Annotated in this window: 22 protein-coding genes; 14 read left to right on the top strand and 8 right to left on the bottom strand. The window is 64.6% G+C overall.

Annotated features, from left to right (window positions below; genetic code table 11):
- Positions 1-122 precede the first annotated feature (122 nt).
- Complete coding sequence (locus C167_RS0123325; RefSeq protein WP_017520723.1) at positions 123-1616, bottom strand: aldehyde dehydrogenase; 1494 nt, start codon at positions 1614-1616, stop codon at positions 123-125.
- 300 nt (positions 1617-1916) lie between these two features.
- On the opposite strand from C167_RS0123325, the gene C167_RS0123320 reads away from it, so the two are divergent.
- Positions 1917-2279, top strand: coding sequence for a cupin domain-containing protein (locus tag C167_RS0123320; protein WP_017520722.1), 363 nt, complete (start codon positions 1917-1919; stop codon positions 2277-2279).
- A 114-nt stretch (positions 2280-2393) separates the two neighbouring features.
- Here the strand turns inward: C167_RS0123320 and rpmG are convergent, their stop codons facing one another.
- Both rpmG and rpmB read right to left on the bottom strand, forming a co-directional pair.
- Positions 2394-2549: a 50S ribosomal protein L33 gene (gene rpmG / locus C167_RS0123315; protein ID WP_017520721.1), complete on the bottom strand. Its 156-nt coding sequence runs from the start codon at positions 2547-2549 to the stop codon at positions 2394-2396.
- 12 nt (positions 2550-2561) lie between these two features.
- On the bottom strand, positions 2562-2798 hold the full coding sequence (rpmB, locus tag C167_RS0123310; protein ID WP_015479545.1) for a 50S ribosomal protein L28: 237 nt from the start codon (positions 2796-2798) through the stop codon (positions 2562-2564).
- Positions 2799-3163: 365 nt separating this feature from the next.
- On the opposite strand from rpmB, the gene C167_RS0123305 reads away from it, so the two are divergent.
- On the top strand, positions 3164-4735 hold the full coding sequence (locus C167_RS0123305) for an ABC transporter substrate-binding protein (protein ID WP_017520719.1): 1572 nt from the start codon (positions 3164-3166) through the stop codon (positions 4733-4735).
- A gap of 4 nt (positions 4736-4739) precedes the next feature.
- Here C167_RS0123305 and radC read toward each other — a convergent pair whose 3' ends face one another.
- Positions 4740-5414, bottom strand: a complete 675-nt coding sequence (radC, locus tag C167_RS0123300) for a RadC family protein (RefSeq protein ID WP_026079234.1) — start codon at positions 5412-5414, stop codon at positions 4740-4742.
- 140 nt (positions 5415-5554) lie between these two features.
- On the opposite strand from radC, the gene coaBC reads away from it, so the two are divergent.
- Genes coaBC through C167_RS0123275 form a run of 5 tightly spaced genes read left to right on the top strand, consistent with a single transcriptional unit; the run spans position 5555 to position 11329 of the window.
- Positions 5555-6763, top strand: a complete 1209-nt coding sequence (gene coaBC, locus C167_RS0123295; RefSeq protein ID WP_017520717.1) for a bifunctional phosphopantothenoylcysteine decarboxylase/phosphopantothenate--cysteine ligase CoaBC — start codon at positions 5555-5557, stop codon at positions 6761-6763.
- A 7-nt stretch (positions 6764-6770) separates the two neighbouring features.
- A complete protein-coding gene (gene dut / locus C167_RS0123290) occupies positions 6771-7226 on the top strand; it encodes a dUTP diphosphatase (protein WP_017520716.1) in 456 nt (151 codons plus the stop codon).
- A 39-nt stretch (positions 7227-7265) separates the two neighbouring features.
- The gene (locus C167_RS0123285; protein ID WP_017520715.1) at positions 7266-9890 is read left to right on the top strand and encodes a phosphomannomutase/phosphoglucomutase; all 2625 of its coding nucleotides are present in this window, start codon (positions 7266-7268) and stop codon (positions 9888-9890) included.
- A 28-nt stretch (positions 9891-9918) separates the two neighbouring features.
- Positions 9919-10824, top strand: coding sequence for an acetylglutamate kinase (gene argB / locus C167_RS0123280; protein ID WP_017520714.1), 906 nt, complete (start codon positions 9919-9921; stop codon positions 10822-10824).
- 58 nt (positions 10825-10882) lie between these two features.
- Positions 10883-11329 carry an acyl-CoA thioesterase gene (locus C167_RS0123275; RefSeq protein WP_017520713.1) on the top strand — a complete coding sequence of 149 codons (447 nt, stop codon included), beginning with the start codon at positions 10883-10885 and terminating at the stop codon, positions 11327-11329.
- Between the two features lie 16 nt (positions 11330-11345).
- On the opposite strand, the gene C167_RS0123270 is transcribed toward C167_RS0123275, so the two are convergent.
- Positions 11346-11927 (bottom strand): DUF4124 domain-containing protein, encoded by a 582-nt coding sequence (locus C167_RS0123270; RefSeq protein ID WP_416774639.1) that lies wholly within the window; start codon positions 11925-11927, stop codon positions 11346-11348.
- Between the two features lie 56 nt (positions 11928-11983).
- Positions 11984-12625, bottom strand: a complete 642-nt coding sequence (gene pyrE, locus C167_RS0123265; RefSeq protein ID WP_017520711.1) for an orotate phosphoribosyltransferase — start codon at positions 12623-12625, stop codon at positions 11984-11986.
- 81 nt (positions 12626-12706) lie between these two features.
- On the opposite strand from pyrE, the gene C167_RS0123260 reads away from it, so the two are divergent.
- The gene (locus tag C167_RS0123260) at positions 12707-13486 is read left to right on the top strand and encodes an exodeoxyribonuclease III (RefSeq protein ID WP_017520710.1); all 780 of its coding nucleotides are present in this window, start codon (positions 12707-12709) and stop codon (positions 13484-13486) included.
- Positions 13487-13554: 68 nt separating this feature from the next.
- Here C167_RS0123260 and C167_RS0123255 read toward each other — a convergent pair whose 3' ends face one another.
- Positions 13555-13926 (bottom strand): DUF4870 domain-containing protein, encoded by a 372-nt coding sequence (locus tag C167_RS0123255; protein WP_017520709.1) that lies wholly within the window; start codon positions 13924-13926, stop codon positions 13555-13557.
- Between the two features lie 49 nt (positions 13927-13975).
- Complete coding sequence (rph, locus tag C167_RS0123250; protein WP_015479557.1) at positions 13976-14695, bottom strand: ribonuclease PH; 720 nt, start codon at positions 14693-14695, stop codon at positions 13976-13978.
- A 166-nt stretch (positions 14696-14861) separates the two neighbouring features.
- Here rph and C167_RS0123245 point away from each other — a divergent pair, with 166 nt between their 5' ends.
- The 6 genes from C167_RS0123245 to C167_RS0123220 all read left to right on the top strand — a co-directional run bounded on the left by C167_RS0123245 (position 14862) and on the right by C167_RS0123220 (position 20115).
- A complete protein-coding gene (locus C167_RS0123245) occupies positions 14862-15725 on the top strand; it encodes a YicC/YloC family endoribonuclease (protein WP_017520708.1) in 864 nt (287 codons plus the stop codon).
- A 46-nt stretch (positions 15726-15771) separates the two neighbouring features.
- A complete protein-coding gene (gene gmk, locus C167_RS0123240; RefSeq protein ID WP_017520707.1) occupies positions 15772-16383 on the top strand; it encodes a guanylate kinase in 612 nt (203 codons plus the stop codon).
- A 99-nt stretch (positions 16384-16482) separates the two neighbouring features.
- Complete coding sequence (gene rpoZ / locus C167_RS0123235; protein ID WP_017520706.1) at positions 16483-16749, top strand: DNA-directed RNA polymerase subunit omega; 267 nt, start codon at positions 16483-16485, stop codon at positions 16747-16749.
- 60 nt (positions 16750-16809) lie between these two features.
- Entirely contained in the window at positions 16810-18918 is a 2109-nt protein-coding gene (gene spoT, locus C167_RS0123230; protein ID WP_017520705.1) for a bifunctional GTP diphosphokinase/guanosine-3',5'-bis pyrophosphate 3'-pyrophosphohydrolase, read from the top strand.
- A gap of 21 nt (positions 18919-18939) precedes the next feature.
- Entirely contained in the window at positions 18940-19320 is a 381-nt protein-coding gene (locus tag C167_RS0123225; RefSeq protein WP_017520704.1) for a RidA family protein, read from the top strand.
- A 60-nt stretch (positions 19321-19380) separates the two neighbouring features.
- Complete coding sequence (locus C167_RS0123220) at positions 19381-20115, top strand: hypothetical protein (RefSeq protein ID WP_017520703.1); 735 nt, start codon at positions 19381-19383, stop codon at positions 20113-20115.

The following is a 20115-nucleotide window of genomic DNA, read 5'->3' as shown; positions in this document are numbered from 1 at the left end:
CGAAGGGTGCGAGCTAGAGCCAGGCAAGGCGAGAACGAATTTTGGCGCGGAGTTTACGCCCGTAGCAGCCAAAATTCGTTCTCAACGCAGCATGGCCGACGCGCAGCCCCTCCGAACCGTCCTCAGAGCTTGATCCAGGTGGCCTTCAGCTCGGTGTACTTGTCGAACGCGTGCAGCGACTTGTCGCGACCGTTGCCGGACTGCTTGAAGCCACCGAACGGAGCGGTCATGTCGCCGCCGTCGTACTGGTTCACCCACACGCTGCCGGCGCGCAGCGCCTTGGCGGTCAGGTGGGCCTTGGACAGGTCGCTGGTCCACACCGCGGCGGCCAGGCCGTACGGAGTGTCGTTGGCAATGCGCACGGCTTCTTCGGCATCGGTGAACTCGATGACCGACAGCACCGGGCCGAAGATCTCTTCACGGGCGATGCGCATGGCATTGGTCACGCCGTCGAAGATGGTCGGCTCGACGTAGGTGCCGCCGGTTTCTTCCAGGGTGCGCTTGCCGCCGGCCACCAGCTTGGCGCCGTCGTCGTGGCCGGCCTGGATGTAGCTCAGCACGTTGTTCATCTGGGTGGTGTCGACCAGCGCACCGACGTTGGTTTCCGGGTCCAGCGGGTTGCCCGGCTTCCAGGCCTTGATGGCTTCGACCACCATCGGCACGAACTCGGCCTTGATCGACTTCTCCACCAGCAGGCGCGAGCCCGCGGTGCAGACTTCGCCCTGGTTGAAGGCGATGGCGCTGGCGGCGGCTTCAGCAGCGGCTTTGAGGTCCGGAGCGTCGGCGAAGACGATGTTCGGGCTCTTGCCGCCGGCTTCCAGCCAGACGCGCTTCATGTTCGATTCGCCCGCGTAGACCATCAGCTGCTTGGCGATCTTGGTCGAACCGGTGAACACCAGGGTATCGACGTCCATGTGCAGGGCCAGGGCCTTGCCTACGGTGTGGCCGAAGCCCGGCAGGACGTTGAACACGCCTTTCGGGATGCCGGCCTCGATGGCCAGCTGGGCGATGCGGATGCCGGTCAGCGGGGATTTCTCGGAGGGCTTCAAGATCACCGAGTTACCGGTGGACAGCGCCGGGCCGAGTTTCCAGCAGGTCATCAGCAGGGGGAAGTTCCACGGCACGATGGCGGCGACGACGCCGACCGGCTCGCGGGTGACCAGGCCCAGTTCGTTGTGGGCGGTGGCAGCGACTTCGTCGTAGATCTTGTCGATCGCCTCTCCGCTCCAGCGCAGGCTGTTGGCGGCGCTGGACACGTCGATGCTCAGCGAGTCGCTGATCGGCTTGCCCATGTCGAGGGTTTCCAGCAGGGCCAGTTCCTCGGCGTTCTCCAGCAGCAGCTCGGAGAAGCGGATCATGACCTTCTTGCGCTTGGCCGGGGCCAGGCGCGACCAGGAGCCGGAGTCGAAGGCGGCACGGGCGACCTGCACGGCACGCTCGGCATCGGCCAGGTCGCAGCTGGCGACCTTGGCCAGGAAGCGGCCATCCACGGGGCTGATGCAATCGAAGGTGGCGCCGGATGCGGCGTCGACGTATTCACCGTTGACGAAGGCGCGGCCTTCGATCTTCAGGTCCTTGGCGCGAGCTTCCCAATCGGCGCGAGTGAGGTTACCCATGACAACGTGTCCTCTTATTAATGTACTTATCAGGTGCAGGCGCCGGGCAGGCGCGCTGTCAAATATTCCGCAAGGCGGAGCAAACGCATGCTGTTCGCCACCCTAAACCGGAGACCGCCAATTTTCAATATTTTTTACACTATGCGGTCAAATAGCCTTGTCACGTTCGTTTTATTAAACATAGACTGCCCTGATTCGTCGGCTGATGGTTTTCCGACAGCCGCTTCGGAGTAAATATCCAACAGCGCTGCGCGTGCCCGCACGCACTCTCGCCAACAACTCTAAAGAACCGAGACCGCCATGAACGTCGAGCAGATCGTCGATTTCGCCCAGGCCACCACCGCCCCCGAACACTACCGCCCCGCTCCGGACCGCATCATCAAGGGCGACCCGGCGCAGAATGTGCGCAACCACTACGCCAGCGACTGCGGCCAGTTCAACGTGGGCATCTGGGAAGGCGAGCCGGGCCATTGGAACGTCAGCTACACCGAGCACGAGTACTGCGAGATCCTCCAGGGCGTGTCGGTGATCCGTGACGCCAACGGCGGTGCCAAGACCGTGCGCGTCGGCGACCGCTTCGTCATCCCGGCCGGATTCAGCGGCACCTGGGAAGTGCTGGAGCCCTGCCGCAAGGTCTACGTGATCTTCGAGCAGAAGGGCTGAGCACCGGACATGAAAAAGCCCGCCATCGGCGGGCTTTTTTTCGCCTGGGGTTTTTGCCCGGGCAAGAAAAAACCCGCCACGAGGGGCGGGTTTCTTCACAAGGGCGAAGATCAATTACTTGATCTTGGCTTCCTTGTAGATCACGTGCTTGCGAACAACCGGATCGTATTTCTTGATCTCGATTTTCTCAGGCTTGGTACGCTTGTTCTTGTCGGTGGTGTAGAAGTGGCCGGTACCGGCGCTGGACACCAGACGAATCAGTTCGCGCATGACTGCAGCTCCTTAGAATTTTTCGCCGCGGGTGCGCAGGTCGTTCAGAACGGCCTCGATACCACGCTTGTCGATGATACGCATGCCTTTAGCGGAAACGCGCAGACGCACGAAACGCTTCTCGGATTCTACCCAGAAACGGTGGTGCTGCAGGTTCGGCAGGAAACGGCGACGGGTTTTGTTGTGTGCGTGGGAAATGTTGTTCCCGGTAACCGGACCCTTACCGGTCACTTGGCAAACTCTCGACATGGCTCAGCCCTCTGTAAACCACATGCCAAACCCGGCATGGGTTGGCTGCTTAACTCAATAGGATTCTCAGTTTCACCGGGGTCTTAACTGCCGCTTCGCCGCGAGGAAGTCGCAGGATCAGAGCAGGGCCCCAGAAAAGAGCGCAGCTTTATATCAGAAAGACGCCCAGCGCTGCAAGGGAAAGCATGACTCGGAAAACTCGACGCCAGCCCCCGTGGGCCGTGGCACTGGTGCCGTTCGTCGCCTGTCATCGTTGTGACGGGCGGCGGCTTGGTCTAGGGTAGCTCCTTCGAGGCTGACAACAGCCTTGCATGACCCGCCCAGCCTCGCGGATGGGCATCTTGCCAGCTCACACGGAGTTCGTCATGCGTCTTGCCCTCCTAGCCCTCCTTCTTTCCCCCGCCCTCGCCAGTGCCGCCTCGCTGAGCGTGTGCACCGAAGCCAGCCCCGAAGGCTTCGACGTGGTCCAGTACAACTCGCTGACCACCACCAACGCCTCGGCCGATGTGCTGATGAACCGCCTGGTGGACTTCGACGCCGCCAAAGGCGCGGTGGTGCCAAGCCTGGCCGAAAGCTGGAAGGTCTCCGAAGACGGCCTGACGTATGATTTCCAGCTGCGCGATGGCGTGGCCTTCCACCACACGGATTACTTCAAGCCGGGCCGGACGCTTGCCGCCGACGACGTGGTGTTCAGCTTCCAGCGCATGCTCGACCCGGCCCAGCCCTGGCACAAGGTCGCGCAGAGCGGCTTCCCCCATGCCCAGTCGATGCAGTTGCCGAGCCTGGTCAAGGCCGTGGAGAAGGTCGATGAGCGCCATGTGCGCTTCAGCCTCACCCACCCGGACGCCACCTTCCTGGCGATGCTCAGCATGGGTTTCGCCTCTATCTATTCCGCCGAATATGCCGATCACCTGATGAAGGCCGGCACCCCGGAGAAGCTCAACGCCCAGCCGATCGGCACCGGGCCTTTCGTCTTCAAGCGCTTCCAGAAGGACGCCGTGGTGCGCTACGCCGCCAACGCCCAGTACTTCGGCGGCAAGCCTGCTGTGGATAACCTCGTATTCGCCATCACCCCGGACGCCAGCGTGCGCCTGCAGAAGCTCAAGCGCGGCGAATGCCAGATCGCCCTGTCGCCCAAGCCGCTGGACGTCGAGGCTGCGCAGAAGAGCGCCGAGCTCAAGGTCGAGCAGACTCCGGCCTTCATGACCGCCTTCGTCGGCATCAACAGCCAGCACCCGCCGCTGGACAATCCCAAGGTACGCCAGGCGATCAACCTCGCCTTCGACAAGGGCACCTACCTCCAGAGCGTATTCGCCGGCAGCGCCACCGCCGCCGACGGCGTCTACCCGCCGAACACCTGGAGCTACGCCAAGGACATCCCCGGCTACCCGCGTGACCTGGACAAGGCCCGAGCCCTGCTGGCCGAAGCCGGGCACAAGGACGGCTTCAAGACCACCATCTGGACCCGCCCGTCCGGCAGCCTGCTCAACCCCAACCCCAGCGTCGGCGCGCAGCTGCTGCAGGCGGACCTGGCACGGATCGGCATCCAGGTCGAGATCCGCGTGATCGAGTGGGGCGAGCTGATCCGCCGCGCCAAGGCCGGCGAGCATGACCTGCTGTTCATGGGCTGGGCCGGCGACAACGGCGACCCGGATAACTTCCTCACCCCGCAGTTCTCCTGCGCCAGCGTGAAATCCGGGCTGAACTTCGCGCGTTACTGCGACGACAAGCTCGACGGCCTGATCAGCCAGGGCAAGTCGGTGGCCGACCAGGCCAAACGCAGCGAGCTGTACCACCAGGCACAGCAGATCATTCACGACCAGGCGCTGTGGCTACCGCTGGCGCACCCAACCGCCTCGGCGCTGATCCGCCAGAACGTCAAGGGCTACGGGGTAAGTCCGTTCGGTCGCCAGGACTTCTCGAAGGTGCAGCTGTAGCGCGCTACAGCATTCCCAGCTCAGCCATCGACTGCGGCTCACCGTCACCGACGATGAAGTGATCCAGCACGCGCACATCGACCAGCGCCAGCGCCTGGACGATGCGTCGGGTCAGAAGGTCATCGGACTGGCTCGGCTCGCAGATGCCTGAAGGATGATTGTGCGCGAGGATCAGCGCGGCGGCGTTGTGCGCCAGGGCGCGCTTGACGATCTGCCGGGGATAGACGCTGGCACTGTCGATGGAGCCGTGGAACAGTATCTCGAACGCCAGCACCCGATGGCGGTTGTCCATGAACAGGCAGGCGAAGACCTCGTGGGGTTCGTGGCGCAGCCGCGCCTTGAGGAAGTCGCGCACGGCTTGGGGGCTCTCCAGCGCCGAATTGCGGCTGAGCTGCTCGGCAAGATGACGCCGGGCGATTTCCAGTACGGCCTGCAACTGCACGAACTTGGCGACGCCCAGGCCCAGGTGACTGCAGAACGAATCCAGATCGGCCTCCAGCAAGGCGCGCAGGCTGCCGAATTCGCTGAGCAGGCGCCGCGCAAGATCGACTGCACTGCAGCCGACCACGCCGGTCCGCAGGAAGATGGCGAGCAGCTCGGCGTCGCTCAGGCTCGCCGCTCCTCTCTCGAGCAATTTTTCCCGCGGGCGCTCCGCCGCAGGCCAGTCACGAATACTCAAGGGACCTCCCCGTCAGGCCGCCCGCTGTTCCGGCGCAGGCGCTGTGCTATCTTAGCCCCCTCGCTTCGCGCAGCCGGAGGCCTGGGGAGGCGTCGCCGGCTTCAGCGCGCGTCATCCATTTCCGTATTTAAGGCTGGCCTATGCAGCGGCTCTATCGTAAACGCATCGTTCTGGGCGTCGGCGGCGGTATCGCCGCTTACAAGAGCGCCGAACTGGTCCGCCGGTTGCGAGACCAGGGCGCCGAGGTGCGTGTCGTGATGACCCAGGGCGGCCGCGAGTTCATCACCCCGCTCACGCTCCAGGCCCTTTCCGGCCACCCGGTCCACCTGGACCTGCTCGACCCCGCCGCCGAAGCGGCCATGGGGCACATCGAGCTGGCTCGCTGGGCCGACCTGGTGCTGATCGCCCCCGCCACTGCCGACCTCATGGCGCGGCTGGCCCAGGGCGCGGCCAACGACCTTTTGACCACCCTGGTGCTCGCCACCGACGCACAGGTTGCCCTGGCCCCGGCGATGAACCAGGCCATGTGGCGCGACCCGGCCACCCAGGTGAATGCCGAGCTGCTGCGTAGCCGCGGCCTGCATTTCTTCGGCCCCGCCGCCGGCAGCCAGGCCTGCGGAGACGTCGGCCCGGGACGCATGCTCGAAGCCGAGGAGCTGGCACAGCGCGCCGCCGACTGCTTCGAGTTCAAGGCCCTGACCGGCCAGCACATCCTGATCACCGCCGGGCCGACCCAGGAAAACATCGACCCGGTGCGCTACATCACCAACCACAGCTCCGGGAAGATGGGCTTCGCCCTGGCCGAAGCGGCCGCCGAAGCCGGCGCCCGCGTGACCCTGGTGACCGGCCCGGTGCACCTGCCGACCCCGGACCGGGTGAGCCGTGTCGACGTGGTCAGCGCCCGCGACATGCTGGCCGCCTGTGAAGCGGCGATGCCGGCAGACATCCTGATCGCCTCCGCCGCCGTGGCCGACTATCGCCCGGAGCTGGTGGCGCCGCAGAAACTCAAGAAAGACCCCACCAAGGGTGACGGCCTGCTCTTGCAGCTGGTACGCAATCCCGACATCCTCGCCACCCTTTCGCTGCGCGAGGATCGGCCCTTCAGCGTCGGCTTCGCCGCCGAGACCGAGAACCTGCTCGAATACGCCTCGCGCAAGCTCAAGGACAAGAATCTCGACCTGATCGTCGCCAATGACGTCGCCAATCCGTCCATTGGCTTCAATAGTGAAGAGAACGCCATCACGGTCATCGACCGCGAATTGCACAAGACTGCGTTCGCCCAGACCAGCAAGGGCAAGATTGCCCGCCAGCTGATTGCCTTCATCGCCGAACGCATCAATCAACACTGAGAACTCAATGCATTCCCTGCAAGCCAAGATCCTCGATCCCCGCCTGGGCAGCGATTTCCCGCTGCCGCAATATGCCACTCCGGGTTCCGCCGGCCTCGACCTGCGCGCCATGCTCCAGGAGGACTGCGTCCTCGAACCGGGCCAGACCGTGCTGATCCCCACCGGCCTGTCCATCTACGTCGCCGATCCGGGACTGGCCGCGCTGATCCTTCCGCGCTCGGGCCTGGGCCACAAGCACGGCATCGTGCTGGGCAACCTGGTCGGCCTGATCGACTCGGACTACCAGGGCGAGCTGATGGTCTCCTGCTGGAACCGCGGGCAGACGGCGTTCAAGATCGCCATTGGCGAACGCATCGCCCAGCTGGTGCTGGTGCCGGTGGTGCAGGCGCATTTCGAGCTGGTCGAAACCTTCGACGAAACCCAGCGCGGCGCCGGCGGCTTCGGTCACTCCGGTAGCCATTGACCTTTCCCTTTTCAGGATGAATCGCCGAGGAGACGTTGCATGAAACTTTTCCAACGCACTGCCAAGGACAGCGCCGAACTGCCAGAGCTCGTGCCGGCGGAGAAGCCCGTCAAAGGACCGGCTTCCAGGGTCGACCTCAAGCCGCTGCTGCCATCGCTGGTTCTCACCGTGGGCGGCGTGGCGGCAGCCGGTGCGCTGCTGTGGTTCAGCCTGTTCGGTCAGGCCGATCGCGCGCACATCGCCCAGCTGAGCAATGCCTGGTCGGAGAATCAGTCCGGCGCATTGCGCCAGTCCCTGAACCTGCTGGCTGCGGACAGTCGCGCCATGGCGGGCGATCCGCAACTGCTGCCCACCCTGCAGAGCAATGACCCGGCGCGCATCGCCGCGCTGGAGAAGGCAATGACCCAGGGCCATCTGGACGGCCTGGTGGACGTCCACCTCAACGCCAACGGCCAGGCCGTGCAGGATACCGCTCGCCCCGGCCCGCTGAACTATGCCGCGCTGGACATGCTGCACCGCGTCGAAAGCGGCCAGGCCGTGGCGCCAGAGGCCTACAAGGTCGGTACCCGCTGGCTGGTGTACAGCCCCACCGCCCTGCGCGCGGCGGACAACTCGATCCAGGGTTCCCTGCTGCTGGTCGTCGACCTGCAACGCCTGCTCGGCAACCTGCCACCGATGTCCGCCGACATCGGCCAGCTGAAGCTTTCCCAGCAGTTCGGCAATTCACCGGCGCAGGTCCTGCTGCAACGCGGCCAGGCCAGCGACGCCATGCCGATGGAGCTGCCCAGCGGCAATCCGAACTGGAAGCTGAGCTTCACCCCGGGCCCGAGCGTGACCGGCCAGCTCTATTCGCCATCCCTGCTGGGTATCGCCGCGCTGCTTGCACTGGCCGGCGGGCTGCTCGGCCTCTATCTTGCGCAAAGTGCGATGCAGCGCCGGGTCAGCAAGGATGCCCAGGCATTGGGGCAGTTCATTCAGGAACTCGCCGGCCAACGCACTGCCAAAGCTCCTGAGCTGAGCCTGCCGAGCCTGCAGGCCCTGGCTCAGGCGCTGGCCCGCCAGCCACGCCGCAAGACCGAAACACCCAGTGCCAGTGCTCCCGCCGCCCCGGCCGCAGCCGTTCAGCCGACCCCGGCTGTCGCTGCAGCCAGAGGCCCGGTCGCTGCCACCGAACCGCCATTGGTCGATCCGCTGTTCCAGAACACCGACATTCTGGACATCGATATTCTTGATGAAGACCAGGATCTCCTGGGATTGGAGCACACATCCGCTATGAGCACGCCTAAAACCCCACAGCTGCCCGCCAGCATCTTCCGCGCCTACGATATCCGTGGCGTGGTCGGCGACACCCTGACCGCCGAGACCGCCTACTGGGTCGGCCGCGCGATCGGTTCCGAAAGCCTGGCGCGCGGTGAGCCGTGCGTATCCGTGGGCCGTGACGGCCGCCTGTCCGGTCCCGAACTGGTCCAGCAACTGATCCAGGGCCTGGTCGACTGCGGTTGCCAGGTCACCGACATCGGCATGGTTCCCACGCCGGTCCTGTACTACGCGGCCAATGTCCTCGAAGGCAAGTCGGGCGTGATGCTCACCGGCAGCCACAACCCGCCGGACTACAACGGCTTCAAGATCGTCGTCGCCGGCGAGACCCTGGCCAACGAGCAGATCCAGGCCCTGCGCGAACGCATCCAGAACGAAGACCTCGCCTCCGGCGTAGGCAGCGTGCAGCAGGTCGACATCCTGCCGCGCTACTTCCAGCAGATCCGCGACGACATCGCCCTGGCCAAGCCGCTGAAAGTGGTGGTGGACTGCGGCAACGGCGTGGCCGGCGTGATCGCCCCGCAATTGATCGAAGCGCTGGGCTGCACCGTGATCCCGCTGTACTGCGATGTCGACGGCACCTTCCCCAACCACCACCCGGACCCGGGCAAGCCCGAGAACCTGGAAGACCTGATCGCCAAGGTGAAGGAAACCGGCGCCGACCTCGGCCTGGCCTTCGACGGCGACGGCGACCGCGTGGGCGTGGTGACCAACGAAGGCACCATCATCTACCCCGACCGCCTGCTGATGCTGTTCGCCAAGGACGTGGTCTCGCGCAACCCGGGCGCCGACATCATCTTCGACGTCAAATGCACCCGCCGCCTGATCTCCCTGATCAGCGGCTACGGCGGTCGCCCGGTGATGTGGAAGACCGGTCACTCGCTGATCAAGAAGAAGATGAAGGAAACCGGCGCCCTGCTCGCTGGCGAGATGAGCGGCCACATCTTCTTCAAGGAACGCTGGTACGGCTTCGACGACGGCATCTACAGCGCCGCGCGCCTGCTGGAAATCATCAGCCTGGACAAGCGCGACGCCGAGCGCGTGTTCTCCGCGTTCCCGCTGGACATCTCCACCCCGGAAATCAACATCACTGTCACCGACGAGGGCAAGTTCGCCCTGATCGAGGCGCTGCAGGCCCGCGGCCAGTGGGGTGAAGCCAATCTCACCACCCTCGACGGCGTGCGCGTGGATTATCCCAAAGGCTGGGGCCTGGTTCGCGCATCCAACACCACGCCGGTGCTGGTGCTGCGTTTCGAGGCGGACTCCCAGGACGAACTGGAACGCATCAAGGACGTGTTCCGCACCCAGCTGAAAGCGGTCGACCCCGCCCTCAGCCTGCCCTTCTGACCCTGTAGCACTCATGCCGGAGCCCACCATGACCCAGAGCCGCGATGACGCCGCCCAGGTTGCCCGCGTCCTTGCCGAAGCCCTGCCCTACATCCGCCGCTTTGTCGGCAAGACACTGGTGATCAAGTACGGCGGCAACGCCATGGAGACGGACGAGCTGAAGAACAGCTTCGCCCGCGACGTGGTGCTGATGAAAGCCGTCGGCATCAACCCGGTGGTGGTTCATGGTGGTGGTCCGCAGATCGGCGACCTGCTCAATCGCCTGTCGATCGAGAGCCACTTCATCGATGGCATGCGCGTCACCGACGCGCAGACCATGGACGTGGTGGAGATGGTCCTCGGCGGCCAGGTGAACAAGGACATCGTCAACCTGATCAACCGTCATGGCGGCAGCGCCATCGGCCTGACCGGGAAGGACGCCGAGCTGATCCGTGCGAAAAAGCTCACCGTCACCCGCCAGACGCCGGAGATGACCAAGCCGGAAATCATCGACATCGGCCATGTGGGCGAAGTCACCGGCGTCAACGTCGACCTGTTGAACATGCTGGTGCAGGGTGACTTCATCCCGGTCATCGCGCCGATCGGCGTGGGCGCCAACGGCGAGTCCTACAACATCAACGCCGACCTCGTGGCCGGCAAGGTAGCCGAGGCGCTGAAGGCCGAGAAGCTGATGCTGCTCACCAATATCGCCGGCCTGATGGACAAGCAGGGCCAGGTACTCACCGGCCTGACCACCGAGCAGGTCAACGAGCTGATCGCCGACGGAACCATCTACGGCGGCATGCTGCCGAAGATCCGCTGCGCGCTCGAGGCGGTACAGGGCGGCGTGACCAGCGCGCACATCATCGATGGCCGCGTGCCCAACGCCGTGCTGCTGGAGATTTTCACCGACAGCGGTGTCGGCACCCTGATCACCAACCGCAAGCAGCGCTGATCAAAAGACACCCGCCAGGAGCGATCCTCGCGGGTGTTTTTCCGTCTGGAGCATCCGCATGGCCACGCCCCCCGTTTCCCGCAACGACTTCAGCTTCTTCCAAGGCCTGCGCGTACGCTGGTCGGAGGTCGACCCGCAGGGCATCGTCTTCAACGGCAACTACCTGACCTATGCCGACGTCGCCACCACCGAGTACTACCGCCACCTGGGTGTGAGCTACCCGGCCGACCTGCTGCGTGGCGGCGGCGATCTGTTCGCGGTGAAGACCACTTTGGAGTACCTGGCGCCCGCACGCTTCGACGACTGGCTGGAAATCGGCGTGCGCGTCAGCCGGCTGGGCCGCAGCAGCCTGACCTTCCAGGTGTCGATCTGGTGCGAGGAAACCCTGCTGACGCTGGGCGAGCTGATCTACGCCTACGCTGGCGTCGACCGGACGAGCCAGCCGCTGCCGGACTGGCTGCGCGGAAAGATCAACGAATTCGAACGAGTCTCGCCGCAACAGTGAGCGGCGCAGCCTGGGCTCAGTTGCCCACCAGTTGGGAGACGCGGGCGCGATCTTCGGTAAAACTGCGCACCGCCTGCTCGCGCAATTGCTGATAGCGGGCAATATCCTGCCGCAAGCGCTGTTCGTCGCTGCGCAGGTTGCCCAATTGGGCGACCAGGTCTTCCGGCACCGGGCGCCCGGCGCGCTCCTGATCGGCGGCGCGAGCCTGCAGGTTGGCCTGCTGCGTCTTCAGCGACTGCAGGTTGCCCTTGGCCACGCTGGTCAGCCCGTCGAGCTCGGCCAGCTTGCGCTCACGGGCCCGGTCGACATCTTCGACGCTGGTGTACATGCGCATCAGCTGCTGATCGGAACTGGCGCGGGCGGCGGCCGCCTTGCGCTGCTCGATCTCGGCGGCGGTCGGCGCCGGAGGCACCTCGCGAATCACCCGGCCCTGGTCGTTGAGCACCTGGTAACCTTTGCCGATGTACTGAGGCGGCACGCCCAAGCGGTCGATGACGGTGATGCCCTTGTCATTGACGTAGCGGTACATCTCGACCTGGCCGGCCGGCTGCCCGGCCGCCAGCGCCCCGCCCGCGAGCACGGTTCCCAGAAGCCCCATCAACACCCTGTAACGGTAAGCACCCTGCTTGGCCATGCCCGACACCCTTGTTCCGGTTAGATACCGTACTGCGCTCGATACGCCTCGACCGCCGACAGATGCTGCTTGAGCTGTGCATCGCCAGCCAGATACTCCAGCACCTGTTCCAGCGAAACAATGCTGACGACCGGAATCGAGAAGTCCCGTTCGACTTCCTGGATCGCCGACAGCTCGCCCTTGCCGCGCTCCTGGCGGTTCAGCGCGATCAGTACGCCGGCCGCCTGCGCGCCCTGGGCGTCAATGATCTGCATGACCTCGCGGATCGCGGTACCGGCAGTGATCACATCATCGATGATCAGCGCGCGGCCGGTCAGCGGAGCCCCGACCAGCGTGCCGCCTTCGCCGTGGTCCTTGGCTTCCTTGCGGTTGAAGCACCAGGGCAGGTCGAGGCCGTGCTGTTCCGCCAGCGCAATGGCTGTAGCGGCCGCCAACGGAATTCCTTTATAGGCCGGGCCGAACAACACGTCGAAAGGTATGCCGCTGTCGACCAACGCGCTGGCGTAGAAACGACCCAGCTGGGACAGCGCAACGCCGGTGTTGAACAAACCGGCATTGAAGAAGTACGGGCTGGTGCGCCCGGACTTGAGGGTGAATTCGCCGAAACGAAGAACGCCGCGCTCGATGGCGAAGCGGATGAAATCGCGTTGATATGGCTGCATGGGAGAGAACCGGCCGGTATGAATTTAGCTAAACCGTTTGAGCTCGGGTATCATACACACACGTGATTTTGGGGGCCATTTATGCGGATCATCAGTGTGAACGTGAATGGTATTCAGGCTGCAGCCGAGCGTGGTTTGCTCAGTTGGCTGCAAGCCCAGAATGCCGACGTGATCTGCTTGCAGGATACCCGCGCCTCCGCTTTCGATCTGGATGACCCGTCCTACCAACTGGATGGCTACTTCCTGTACGCCTGCGATGCCGAAGTGCCCAGTCAGGGCGGCGTCGCAATCTATAGCCGTCTGCAACCCAAGGCTGTCATAAGCGGCCTGGGTTTCGAGATGGCCGATCGTTACGGGCGCTACCTGCAAGCCGATTTCGACAAGGTGAGTATCGCCACTCTCCTGCTGCCTACCGGGCAGGAAGGGGACGAGAACCTGAACCACAAGTTCAAGTTCATGGACGATTTCGCCCAGTACATGAACAAGCAGCGCCGCAAGCGCCGCGAATACATCTATTGCGGCTCGCTGTACGTCGCGCACCAGAAGCTGGACGTGAAGAACTGGCGCGAATGCCAGCAATCTCCGGGCTTCATGGCGCCGGAGCGCGGCTGGATGGATGAGATCTTCGGCACCATGGGCTACGTCGACGCCCTGCGCGAGGTCAACCGCGAAGGCGACCAGTACAGCTGGTGGCCGGAAAGCGAACAGGCCGAGTTGCTCAACCTGGGCTGGCGCTTCGACTATCAGATCCTCACGCCGGGTCTGCGTCGCTTCGTGCGCAACGCCAAGTTGCCGCGCCAGCCGCGCTTCTCGCAGCATGCGCCGCTGATCGTCGATTACGACTGGACGCTGAGCATCTGAGTCCCGGTTCGTACGCCCTCGGCGGACAGAAAAAAGCCGGCTTAGCGCCGGCTTTTTCATGCCCGGGATTACTTGATCGGGCGCCAGGTGAAGGGATAGCGGTAATCCAGCCCCTCGTTGGCCTTGATCCCGGCAATGATGGTCAGCACCAGCGCGCCAATGCTCACCAGCCCCAGCAGGAAGAAGCCGATCACCACCAGCATCAGCAGGCAGCTGACTACTACCGCAAGGCTCACGGTGATCTGGAAGTTCAGCGCTTCCTTGCCCTGACGGTCCACGAACGGGTCCGATTCACGTTTGATCTGCCAGACGATCAGCGGCCCGAGCAGGTTGCCGAACGGAAAGATGAAGCCGAGAAAGGCGGCGAAGTGGCAGAACATCGCCCACTGGCGGGCCTCCTGGCTCCGCTGAACCTGCTGTACCGGTACTTCGTCGCTCATCCTTTCGCTCCTTGCACTTGAGGATCGGGCGGGCTGGCCGCCCGCCGGGTCAGTCTGCCAGCGCGGCGCGCTGCAGCTCGAACAGTTCGCGCAGGCCCTGCTGCGCCAGCTCCAGCATGGCATTGAGTTCAGCCGGCTGGAAGGGTGCGCCTTCGGCAGTGCCCTGGACTTCGATGAAGCCGCCGGCATCGGTCATGACTACGTTCAGGTCGGTCTCGGCGGCGGAGTCCTCCAGGTAATCCAGGTCGAGCACGGGCTCGCCCTGGTACATGCCCACGGAAACCGCAGCAACCATCTGCTTGAGCGGGTTGCCCTTGAGCGCGCCACGCTTCTTCAGCACGGCCAGGGCATCGATCAGTGCCACGGTGGCGCCGGTGATCGAGGCGGTGCGGGTGCCGCCGTCGGCCTGGATCACATCGCAGTCGATGTACAGCGTGTTCTCGCCCAGCTTGGACAGGTCCAGCGCGGCACGCAGGGAGCGGCCGATCAGGCGCTGGATTTCCAGGGTGCGGCCGCCCTGCTTGCCGCGCGCGGCTTCGCGCTGGTTACGCTCGCCGGTGGAGCGCGGCAGCATGCCGTATTCGGCAGTCAGCCAACCCTGGCCCTGGCCCTTGAGGAAGCGCGGCACACCGGACTCGGCGCTGACGGTGCAGATCACCTTGGTGTCGCCGAACTCGACCAGCACGGAGCCCTCGGCGTGCTTGGTGTAATGGCGGGTGATACGGATCGGGCGCAGTTGGTCGGCGGCGCGGCCACTGGGACGGTTCATGGAGGCATCCTGTACAGATTGCTGGCGGGGGAATGTCCGCCATTATAGAGGCCAGCGGACGGGCGCAACCACCGCCGGCGTGCGGCTGCGCGCTACGCTGGGGTACAATTACCGGTTTCCGACGACCTGTCGGCCGTTTTCCCAGCCCTTTTTGAGAGGTGACTCCATGGTCCACAGCATGACCGCCTTCGCCCGCGTCGAGCGCGCCAGCACCCATGGAACCCTCAGCTGGGAGCTGCGCTCGGTCAACCACCGCTACCTGGAACCCAACCTGCGCCTGCCCGAAGCCTTCCGCGACCTCGAAGGCGCGGTGCGCGAGGCGCTGCGCCAGGGCCTGTCGCGCGGCAAGGTGGAGTGCACCCTGCGCTTCAACGAGGAAAACGCCGGCAAGCCGCTGCAGGTCGACCGCGAGCGCGCCGCGCAACTGGTTGCCGCCGCCGAGACCGTCGCCGGACTGATCCGGCAGCCCGCCCCGCTCGACCCGCTGGCCGTGCTGGCCTGGCCCGGCGTGCTGGTGGGCGATGCCGCCGACCCGCAGGCGCTCAACGCCAGTGCCCTGGCCGCCTTCACCCAGGCACTGGACGAACTCAAGGCCGGCCGCGCCCGCGAAGGCGCTGAGCTGGCAAGGATCATCGAAGAGCGCCTGACCGCCATGCAGGAAGACGTCGCCAATCTGCGCCAACTGGTGCCGGAAATGCTCGCCAACCAGCGCCAGAAAGTACTCGACCGATTCACCGAGATGAAAGCAGAGCTCGACCCGCAGCGCCTGGAACAGGAAATGGTTCTGCTGGCCCAGAAGAGCGATGTCGCCGAGGAACTGGACCGCCTGACTACCCACGTCACCGAAGTACGCCGCGTGCTCAAGGCCGGCGGCGCCGCCGGCCGACGCCTGGACTTTTTGATGCAGGAACTCAACCGCGAGGCCAACACTCTAGGTTCGAAGGCTTTCGACCCGCGCTCCACCCAGGCTGCGGTCAACCTCAAGGTCCTGATCGAGCAGATGCGCGAACAGGTGCAGAATATCGAGTAAGCCGGACGCATCCGGCCCCAATCCACCGCAACTCCAGGAAAGCGCCATGTCCGGCACCCTGTACATCGTTTCCGCGCCGTCGGGCGCCGGCAAGACCAGCCTGGTCAAGGCCCTGCTCGACGTCATGCCCAGCGTGCGCGTCTCCGTCTCCCACACCACCCGCGGCATGCGTCCGGGCGAAGTGGACGGGGTGAACTACCACTTCGTCGGCCACGACACCTTCCGCGCCATGCTCGAGCGCAACGAATTCCTCGAGCACGCGCAAGTCTTCGACAACCTCTATGGCACCTCCCAGCGCTGGGTCGAGAAGACCCTCGCCGAAGGCAACGACCTGATCCTGGAGATCGACTGGCAGGGCGCACAGCAGGTACGCCGGCTGATGCCCCAGGCGCAGTCGATCTTCATCCTGCCACCGAGCCAGGAAGCGCTGCGCCAGCGCCTGACCAATCGCGGCCAGGACAGCGATGAGGTGATCGAGCGTCGCATGCAGGAAGCCGTCAGCGAAATGAGCCACTATGTGGAATACGATCACCTGGTGATCAACGACGATTTCGCCCACGCGCTGGAAGACCTCAAGGCGATCTTCCGCGCCCGCCAGCTGCGCCAGGACGCCCAGCAGCAACGCCACACCGAGCTGCTGCAACGCCTGCTGGCCTGAAGTCGCCGAGAGAAGGCACTTCCATAAAGATTGGCGATTTTTTAGACTATCCAGTCCGCCCGGCATTTTCCGGGCCTACATTTCAGTACGAGGAACACCATGGCCCGCGTCACCGTTGAAGACTGCCTGGACAACGTCGATAACCGTTTCGAGCTGGTCATGCTCGCCACCAAGCGTTCGCGTCAGCTGGCCACCGGCGGCAAGGAGCCGAAGGTACCGTGGGAAAACGACAAGCCCACCGTCGTCGCGCTGCGCGAAATCGCTTCCGGCCTGATCGACAACGAAATCGTTCAGCTGGAGGACGTGGTTGAAGAAGAGCCGCTGTTCGCTGCCTTCGAAGACGAGGCCAACAACGAGGCCCTGTAAGTCGATGTCCGACCGACGAATCGGTGCATTAAAGCTGGCCGCGCGGCAGGGGGTCGACCCATGCCGAGCATAGACGCCTTCGCTGATCGTCTGTCGAGCTATCTGGGCCCGGACCAGGTCAACCTGGTCCGCCGCGCCTACTACTACGCCGAGCAGGCCCACGACGGGCAGCGCCGCCGCAGCGGCGAGGCCTACGTCACCCACCCGCTCGCCGTCGCCAATATCCTCGCCGACATGCACATGGACCATCAGAGCCTGATGGCGGCCATGCTGCACGACGTGATCGAGGACACCGGCATCGCCAAGGAAGCGCTCACCGCGCAGTTCGGTGAAACCGTCTCGGAACTCGTGGACGGGGTCAGCAAGCTGACCCAGATGAACTTCGAGTCCAAGGCCGAGGCGCAGGCCGAGAACTTCCAGAAGATGGCCATGGCCATGGCGCGCGACATTCGCGTGATCCTGGTGAAGCTGGCCGACCGCCTGCACAACATGCGCACCCTGGAAGTGCTGTCCGGCGAGAAGCGCCGCCGCATCGCCAAGGAAACCCTGGAAATCTACGCGCCCATTGCCAACCGGCTGGGCATGCACAGCATGCGCGTGGAGTTCGAGGACCTGGGCTTCAAGGCCATGCACCCGATGCGCTCCGAGCGTATCCGCCAGGCAGTGAAGAAGGCCCGCGGCAACCGCCGCGAGATCGTCGGCAAGATCCAGGAATCGCTGGTCAACTGCCTTGCCCGCGAAGGCATGGAAGGCCAGGTATTGGGCCGCGAGAAGCACCTCTTCAGCATCTACAAGAAGATGCGCGGCAAGCGCAAGGCGTTCAACGAGATCATGGACGTCTACGCCTTCCGCATCGTCGTCGACAAGGTCGACACCTGCTACCGCGTACTCGGCGCCGTGCACAACCTGTACAAGCCGTTCCCCGGTCGCTTCAAGGACTACATCGCGATTCCCAAGGCCAACGGCTACCAGTCGTTGCACACCACGCTGTTCGGCATGCATGGCGTGCCCATCGAAATCCAGATCCGCACCCGCGAGATGGAGGAGATGGCCAACCACGGCATCGCCGCGCACTGGCTGTACAAGTCCAATGAAGAGGAAGCGCAGAAAGGTACCCACGCCCGCGCCCGCCAGTGGGTGAAGGGCATCCTCGAACTGCAGCAACGCGCCGGCAACTCGCTGGAATTCATCGAGAATGTGAAGATCGACCTGTTCCCGGACGAGGTCTACGTCTTCACGCCCAAGGGCCGCATCATGGAGCTGCCCAAAGGCTCCACGGCGGTGGATTTCGCCTACGCGGTGCATACCGACGTGGGCAACAGCTGCATCGCCTGTCGCATCAACCGCCGCCTGGCACCGCTGTCAGAACCGCTGCAAAGCGGTGCGACGGTGGAAATCGTCACCGCGCCGGGCACCCGGCCGAACCCGGCCTGGCTGAACTTCGTGGTCACCGGCAAGGCGCGCACGCACATCCGCCACGCGCTCAAGCTGCAGCGCCGCTCCGAGTCGATCAACCTCGGCGAGCGCCTGCTGAACAAGACCCTGGCCGGCTTCGACAGCCACCTGGAGAAGATTCCGCAGGAACGCATCCAGGGCGTGCTCACCGAATACCGCATGGAAGTCTTCGAGGACCTGCTCGAAGAGATCGGCCTGGGCAACCGCATGGCCTATGTGGTCGCGCGCCGCCTGCTATCCAGCGAAGGAGAGGAAGCGCCCAGCGCCGAAGGGCCGCTGGCGATCCGCGGCACGGAAGGCCTGGTGCTCAGCTATGCCAAGTGCTGCACGCCGATCCCGGGCGATCCGATCGTCGGCCACCTGTCCGCCGGCAAGGGCATGGTCGTGCACCTGGAGAACTGCCGGAATATCAGCGAAATCCGCCACAACCCGGAAAAGTGCATCCAGCTCAGCTGGGCCAAGGATGTCACCGGCGAATTCAACGTCGAGTTGCGCGTCGAGCTGGAGCACCAGCGCGGCCTGATCGCCCTGCTGGCGACCAGCGTCAACGCCGCCGACGGCAACATCGAGAAGATCAGCATGGACGAGCGCGACGGTCGCATCAGCGTGGTCCAGCTCGTCGTCAGCGTGCATGACCGTGTGCACCTGGCCCGCGTCATCAAGAAGCTGCGCGCGCTCAAGGGCGTGATCCGCATCACCCGCATGCGCAGCTGATCCCCACCCCAAGGAGTCGACATGACCAAGACCGTTATCCACACCGACAAGGCACCGGCCGCCATTGGCACCTACTCCCAGGCGATCAAGGCTGGCAACACCGTCTATGTCTCCGGTCAGATCCCGCTGGATCCCAAAACCATGGAACTGGTCGAGGGCTTCGAAGAGCAGACCGTCCAGGTCTTCGAGAACCTCAAAGCCGTGATCGAGGCTTCCGGCGGCTACCTGCACGACGTGGCCAAGCTGAACATCTTCCTCACCGACCTGTCGCACTTCGCCAAGGTCAACGAGATCATGGGCAAGTACTTCGTCCAGCCCTACCCGGCCCGCGCCGCCATCGGCGTTGCCGCGCTGCCCAAGGGCGCCCAGGTCGAGATGGACGCCATCGTCGTCCTGGAGTAAGCGTTACGTGATTCCTACGGGGCCCCAGCGGCCCCGTTCTCTTGTCTGCAAGGAGCAAACATGCGTCGCGCCCTGATCCTGTGCGCCCTGACCGGCCTGCTCACCGGCTGCGCCGGCACCCCGTCCGACCCTTCCGGCGTCTGGGTCAACCAGGCGGCCATCGACGCCGCCGGCAAGGGTGGCAAGCTGCGCGAGGCGCTGCTGGCCTACGGCCCCAACCTGGAATGGAAGCTGGACACCCAGGCCGGCCAGGCCACCTTCAGCAATGGCTTCGAGCTGGGCGAAGGCCAGCTGACCCCGACCGACCCCAAGCACTACCGCGTCGATTTCTACGGCAGCAACCAGGAATCCCTCGAACTGGACGGCAAGGAACTGGTGCAGGTGGGCAGCGACAACTGGCCCGAGCAGCGCTTCCTGCGTCCCAAGGAGCAGCCCGCCGCGCAGGGCCCGGCTGGCAGCACCTTCGAGAACGCCCTGTACGCCGCTTACCTCAAGGGCACCTGGGTGATCGAGGAAGGCCAGGGCCAGGGCAGCAAGGTGAAGTTCATGCCCAACGGCAGCCTCGAAGGCATGCCCGGCTTCGATCGCTATGCGCTGTGCCTGGCCGGCGACTGTGCGGCGATGAGCGGCGACAACGACAGTATCTGGCTGCAACAGGGCCAGCAGGGCCGCGAATTCCTCTTCGAACGCGACGGCGACAAGCTGGAACTGTTCGAGGCGGTGAACCGCGCCCAGGCCGACGAGATGCCGCAGTACGCGCCGGGCAACAAGGTCTGGACCCTGGAGCGCGACTGA

Origin of the sequence: Pseudomonas nitroreducens TX1 (assembly GCF_000313755.1) — a bacterium.
Classification (GTDB): Bacteria; Pseudomonadota; Gammaproteobacteria; order Pseudomonadales; family Pseudomonadaceae; genus Pseudomonas; species Pseudomonas nitroreducens_A.
This window is presented reverse-complemented; position numbering and strand designations above follow the sequence as displayed.

What these genes read in the sequence shown, in the direction of transcription:
- C167_RS0123325 (WP_017520723.1), bottom strand. Translation starts at nt 1,616, where the DNA reads ATGGGTAACCTCACTCGCGCCGATTGGGAAGCTCGCGCCAAGGACCTG.
- C167_RS0123320 (WP_017520722.1), top strand. Translation starts at nt 1,917, where the DNA reads ATGAACGTCGAGCAGATCGTCGATTTCGCCCAGGCCACCACCGCCCCC.
- rpmG (WP_017520721.1), bottom strand. Translation starts at nt 2,549, where the DNA reads ATGCGCGAACTGATTCGTCTGGTGTCCAGCGCCGGTACCGGCCACTTC.
- rpmB (WP_015479545.1), bottom strand. Translation starts at nt 2,798, where the DNA reads ATGTCGAGAGTTTGCCAAGTGACCGGTAAGGGTCCGGTTACCGGGAAC.
- C167_RS0123305 (WP_017520719.1), top strand. Translation starts at nt 3,164, where the DNA reads ATGCGTCTTGCCCTCCTAGCCCTCCTTCTTTCCCCCGCCCTCGCCAGT.
- coaBC (WP_017520717.1), top strand. Translation starts at nt 5,555, where the DNA reads ATGCAGCGGCTCTATCGTAAACGCATCGTTCTGGGCGTCGGCGGCGGT.
- dut (WP_017520716.1), top strand. Translation starts at nt 6,771, where the DNA reads ATGCATTCCCTGCAAGCCAAGATCCTCGATCCCCGCCTGGGCAGCGAT.
- C167_RS0123285 (WP_017520715.1), top strand. Translation starts at nt 7,266, where the DNA reads ATGAAACTTTTCCAACGCACTGCCAAGGACAGCGCCGAACTGCCAGAG.
- argB (WP_017520714.1), top strand. Translation starts at nt 9,919, where the DNA reads ATGACCCAGAGCCGCGATGACGCCGCCCAGGTTGCCCGCGTCCTTGCC.
- C167_RS0123275 (WP_017520713.1), top strand. Translation starts at nt 10,883, where the DNA reads ATGGCCACGCCCCCCGTTTCCCGCAACGACTTCAGCTTCTTCCAAGGC.
- C167_RS0123270 (WP_416774639.1), bottom strand. Translation starts at nt 11,927, where the DNA reads ATGGGGCTTCTGGGAACCGTGCTCGCGGGCGGGGCGCTGGCGGCCGGG.
- pyrE (WP_017520711.1), bottom strand. Translation starts at nt 12,625, where the DNA reads ATGCAGCCATATCAACGCGATTTCATCCGCTTCGCCATCGAGCGCGGC.
- C167_RS0123260 (WP_017520710.1), top strand. Translation starts at nt 12,707, where the DNA reads ATGCGGATCATCAGTGTGAACGTGAATGGTATTCAGGCTGCAGCCGAG.
- C167_RS0123255 (WP_017520709.1), bottom strand. Translation starts at nt 13,926, where the DNA reads ATGAGCGACGAAGTACCGGTACAGCAGGTTCAGCGGAGCCAGGAGGCC.
- rph (WP_015479557.1), bottom strand. Translation starts at nt 14,695, where the DNA reads ATGAACCGTCCCAGTGGCCGCGCCGCCGACCAACTGCGCCCGATCCGT.
- C167_RS0123245 (WP_017520708.1), top strand. Translation starts at nt 14,862, where the DNA reads ATGGTCCACAGCATGACCGCCTTCGCCCGCGTCGAGCGCGCCAGCACC.
- gmk (WP_017520707.1), top strand. Translation starts at nt 15,772, where the DNA reads ATGTCCGGCACCCTGTACATCGTTTCCGCGCCGTCGGGCGCCGGCAAG.
- rpoZ (WP_017520706.1), top strand. Translation starts at nt 16,483, where the DNA reads ATGGCCCGCGTCACCGTTGAAGACTGCCTGGACAACGTCGATAACCGT.
- spoT (WP_017520705.1), top strand. Translation starts at nt 16,810, where the DNA reads ATGCCGAGCATAGACGCCTTCGCTGATCGTCTGTCGAGCTATCTGGGC.
- C167_RS0123225 (WP_017520704.1), top strand. Translation starts at nt 18,940, where the DNA reads ATGACCAAGACCGTTATCCACACCGACAAGGCACCGGCCGCCATTGGC.
- C167_RS0123220 (WP_017520703.1), top strand. Translation starts at nt 19,381, where the DNA reads ATGCGTCGCGCCCTGATCCTGTGCGCCCTGACCGGCCTGCTCACCGGC.